Origin of the sequence: Microcystis sp. M165S2 (genome assembly GCF_020245885.1) — a bacterium.
GTDB lineage: Bacteria > Cyanobacteriota > Cyanobacteriia > Cyanobacteriales > Microcystaceae > Microcystis.
Genome location: NZ_JADBTZ010000376.1, coordinates 1 through 3,198, shown reverse-complemented (window position 1 = coordinate 3,198; position 3,198 = coordinate 1). Strand labels below are relative to the sequence as shown.

At 43.0% G+C, this 3,198-nt stretch carries 6 protein-coding genes and 1 pseudogene; 3 read left to right on the top strand and 4 right to left on the bottom strand.

Annotation, left to right across the window (positions count from 1 at the left end):
- Nucleotides 1-163: bluetail domain-containing putative surface protein (locus tag IM479_RS18710; RefSeq protein WP_287684031.1), on the top strand; the 163-nt coding region annotated here is incomplete at its 5' end.
- Between the two features lie 176 nt (nucleotides 164-339).
- On the opposite strand, the gene IM479_RS18705 is transcribed toward IM479_RS18710, so the two are convergent.
- Both IM479_RS18705 and IM479_RS18700 read right to left on the bottom strand, forming a co-directional pair.
- On the bottom strand, nucleotides 340-672 hold the full coding sequence (locus tag IM479_RS18705) for a type II toxin-antitoxin system RelE/ParE family toxin (protein WP_287684029.1): 333 nt from the start codon (nucleotides 670-672) through the stop codon (nucleotides 340-342).
- A complete protein-coding gene (locus IM479_RS18700; RefSeq protein WP_287684028.1) occupies nucleotides 669-959 on the bottom strand; it encodes a type II toxin-antitoxin system Phd/YefM family antitoxin in 291 nt (96 codons plus the stop codon). Before IM479_RS18700 ends, IM479_RS18705 begins: the two co-directional genes overlap by 4 nt.
- A 76-nt stretch (nucleotides 960-1,035) precedes the next feature.
- On the opposite strand from IM479_RS18700, the pseudogene IM479_RS22840 reads away from it, so the two are divergent.
- A pseudogene (locus IM479_RS22840) lies at nucleotides 1,036-1,140 on the top strand (bluetail domain-containing putative surface protein); the annotation flags it as partial.
- Between the two features lie 186 nt (nucleotides 1,141-1,326).
- Nucleotides 1,327-1,650 (top strand): HesB/IscA family protein, encoded by a 324-nt coding sequence (locus IM479_RS18695; protein ID WP_287684027.1) that lies wholly within the window; start codon nucleotides 1,327-1,329, stop codon nucleotides 1,648-1,650.
- Here IM479_RS18695 and mraY read toward each other — a convergent pair whose 3' ends face one another.
- A complete protein-coding gene (mraY, locus tag IM479_RS18690) occupies nucleotides 1,651-2,718 on the bottom strand; it encodes a phospho-N-acetylmuramoyl-pentapeptide-transferase (RefSeq protein ID WP_287077395.1) in 1,068 nt (355 codons plus the stop codon).
- A gap of 45 nt (nucleotides 2,719-2,763) precedes the next feature.
- Nucleotides 2,764-3,027, bottom strand: coding sequence for a DUF3134 domain-containing protein (locus IM479_RS18685; protein WP_287684030.1), 264 nt, complete (start codon nucleotides 3,025-3,027; stop codon nucleotides 2,764-2,766).
- Nucleotides 3,028-3,198 lie beyond the last annotated feature (171 nt).

The window sequence follows — 3,198 nt, the reverse complement described above, 5'->3', positions numbered from 1 at the left end:
CTTAGTGCAGGTAACAACCGGTGCGATAGCTGGAACTTACCTCGTTATTAATGATAGCACGGCTGGCTTCCAATCCAGCAATGATTTATTAGTAAATATCACTGGATTTACTGGCACTTTACCAGCTTTAGGGAGCATTCCGGTGGGTAATTTCTTTGTTTAATTAACACCTTTTTTCTAAAGTAATGGCAGAGATGGTTAATTACCCTCACCCACAACCCCTCTCCCTTTTTGGGAGAGGACAGTAAGATGTCTGCTACAAATAAAGAAAAATGTATAACCTTACCTATCAAATCTTTGCCGTCACAATTTAGGACAACAATGGTATGCCATAGACCTCTACTCTTCTTCGTCTTCTTGACTTGACAAAGGCTTTTGTGCAACGTGGCGCACGAAAAGAATCTGCACAATATCGCCAGTGATGGTAAAGAGAATTCTGTAGGAACTACGTACCTTACCATAAATAAGTTGTCGGATTTCTTCCTCCAAGAAATTATTTTCAAAAGCAAGTGAACAACGGTAAGGCATTTGCTCTAGTGACAGAATTGCTTTGTACAATCCTTCTAGCCACAACCTCGCTTTTCGAGGAGAATCTTTACTGAACCACAGATAGGCTTTTTCAATTCCCTGTTGTGCTTCAGGTTGTATGACCACTTGATACTTTTGGCTCATGGAGAACTGTCCAGTTTATCGAACAATTCAGAGAAGAATTCCTCTGCCTTCTTATCTTTGCCTTGCTTCATCTCTTCAAGACCACGCTTGACTCCTTTAAGCGTCTCAACCAATTCTGCAGCTTCAAGAAGTGTCTGATAGGATTCCGCATCCTGCACGACGAGTGCTGCTTTCCCATCAATCGTAAGCACCAAAGGGTCTTTGGTTTGTTTGAGATGCTCTATGAACTGGGTCGTGTTTCGTTTAAACTCAGTTAGAGAATGAATGTCTTTTGAAAGGTTGAGCATTATCCTAGCAGACAAAACGCATTTAACTATATGCTACCTTAAATTAAGTCCCCTGTGACAAATACCGGCTCCTCTCACTGCTGGCTTCCAATCCAGCAATGATTTATTAGTAAATATCACTGGATTTACTGGCAGTTTACCAGCTTTGGGGAACATTCCCGTGAGCAATTTCTTTGTTTAAGTGTCTAAGCTCTCCTTCTAAGTCACCTAGAAAACGGGTTTCTCGGAGAAACCCGTTTTCTCTGTTAAAAATTGTCAGCTACTCCCGCCATTTATTAGTCACATATTTCTTAACATAAAGTTGGACAACAACTATGGTATAACTTCACAAGAACTTGATATTATTATTACAATAGTCTCAAAAACAATGATCGAATTAAGTCCCGCCGCCGCTAGAGAAATTGAACGTTGGAGTCAAAGCCGTCGACTGACTGGTTCCTATCTGCGTTTGGCCGTAAAAAACGGGGGTTGTTCGGGACTTCACTACCATCTCGAATTAACCCCTATTGCGGCAGAAAACGATCGCTTTTATCAAAGTCAGGGTATTAATATTTTAGTCGATCCTGAGAGCGATCGCTACCTACAAATTTTTAAATTAGACTATTCAGAAGATCTCATGGGTGGTGGTTTCCGTTTTACCAATACCAACGCCCAAAATACCTGTGGTTGTGGTCTTTCCTTTAGTGCCTAATTAACTACTCCAAATAGCCAAGACAACTAAAAGCGCATTAACCAGATAAAAAGCTCCCACAATCCGGGTTTCCGTCCAACCACTTAATTCTAAATGATGATGAAAAGGAGCCATTTTTAATAATCTTTTGCCCTTGCCATCGGGTCCTTTTGTAGCTTTATAATAACTAACCTGAGCGATTACCGAAAGAGATTCCAGAAAGAACAGACCACTAATTAAAAATAATCCCCAGAGATGTCCGGCAATTAAACCCACCGCAGCTAAAGCACCTCCCAAAGCGAGGGAACCCGTATCACCCATGAACACCTTAGCGGGGTTGCGGTTATGAAAAATGAAGCCTAGACAAGCACCACTAAAACAAGCGCAGAAAATCGCTAAATCCGGATGACTAGGAGCGATAATAATACCTAAACCCAAAAAAGCGATCGCAGCTGTTCCCCCCGCTAATCCATCCACCCCATCGGTGAGATTAGTGGCGTTACTTTCAGCCACAAGGACAAATCCCGCCAAAATCCAGAAGAAAAAGCCCAAAGGAATCACTAATCGACCCCAAAGGGTGATATCGGTACTCACCTGATTGACCAACATCCAGAGGCAAAAAAGCGCCGCCCCCGTTATCTGTAAAATTAACTTCATCTGGGGAGATAGGCCTTTATTCGACTTATAACGCAGAATTTGCCAATCGTCTAACCAACCGATACCCATGTAAACAAAGGTCAGCAAAGCAACCGCTACCACATTAGGAGTGAATTTAGACCAGATTAAAGCGAAAATAAGGGCTACTGGCACAAAAAAGCTGCCTCCCATTGTCGGGGTTCCTGCTTTCTTTAAATGAGCCTGTGGTCCATCTTCGCGCATAATCTGACCCATTTTCAAGCGCCGCAGCATCGGCACTACCCAGCAACCAAGACCACCACTGATTAATGTCGTGGCCATCAGGGGGGGTAACAGGGAATTAGTGGACTGAAAAAAAACTACTAACAGAAATAGTAATCCCGTTAGTAGAATCAGGAGATGGGTTCCAGTGGGTTTTTTAAGAATGGAAGCGGAAAAAAAGTTAGCGTTCACGACTAAAGCGCCAGATAAGGGGAAAATTTGCCAAAGAAGACGGGATTAATCTTCATCTAAGACTAATTCATCCTCGTCGTCATCATAACCGATATCATCGACATCCATGAGTTCAGATAGTTCCACATCTTCTTCGAGAGTGAGATCTGGTTCCGCGACTTTATCCCGGGGAATCATGCGATTATTTTTTTCTAACCACTCAACAATGGAAGCGTCTTTTTTTAGGGGAATAACCGCGGCCGGTTCGTAGCGGGGTTCTTGACGAATAGAAGGATTAAGCATAATTACTCGACGATTAGCAGCAATCATTTCGAGTTTACCATGTCTTTTAAGGCTCTGTTGACATCCTCGCCGCCGTAAAACGGACGGCGATTCCTCACCACGCCACTTTTTTAGGGTGGTCGCTGAACGGGGTTGACGCTTCACCGAAAAACGCTTAATTGCTTAAGTCTGACACTTTCGACCCGTCCGTTTTCAGTG

Coding starts and splice junctions, on each gene's coding strand:
- IM479_RS18705 (WP_287684029.1), bottom strand. CDS start 672: ATGAGCCAAAAGTATCAAGTGGTCATACAACCTGAAGCACAACAGGGA.
- IM479_RS18700 (WP_287684028.1), bottom strand. CDS start 959: ATGCTCAACCTTTCAAAAGACATTCATTCTCTAACTGAGTTTAAACGA.
- IM479_RS18695 (WP_287684027.1), top strand. CDS start 1,327: ATGATCGAATTAAGTCCCGCCGCCGCTAGAGAAATTGAACGTTGGAGT.
- IM479_RS18685 (WP_287684030.1), bottom strand. CDS start 3,027: ATGATTGCTGCTAATCGTCGAGTAATTATGCTTAATCCTTCTATTCGT.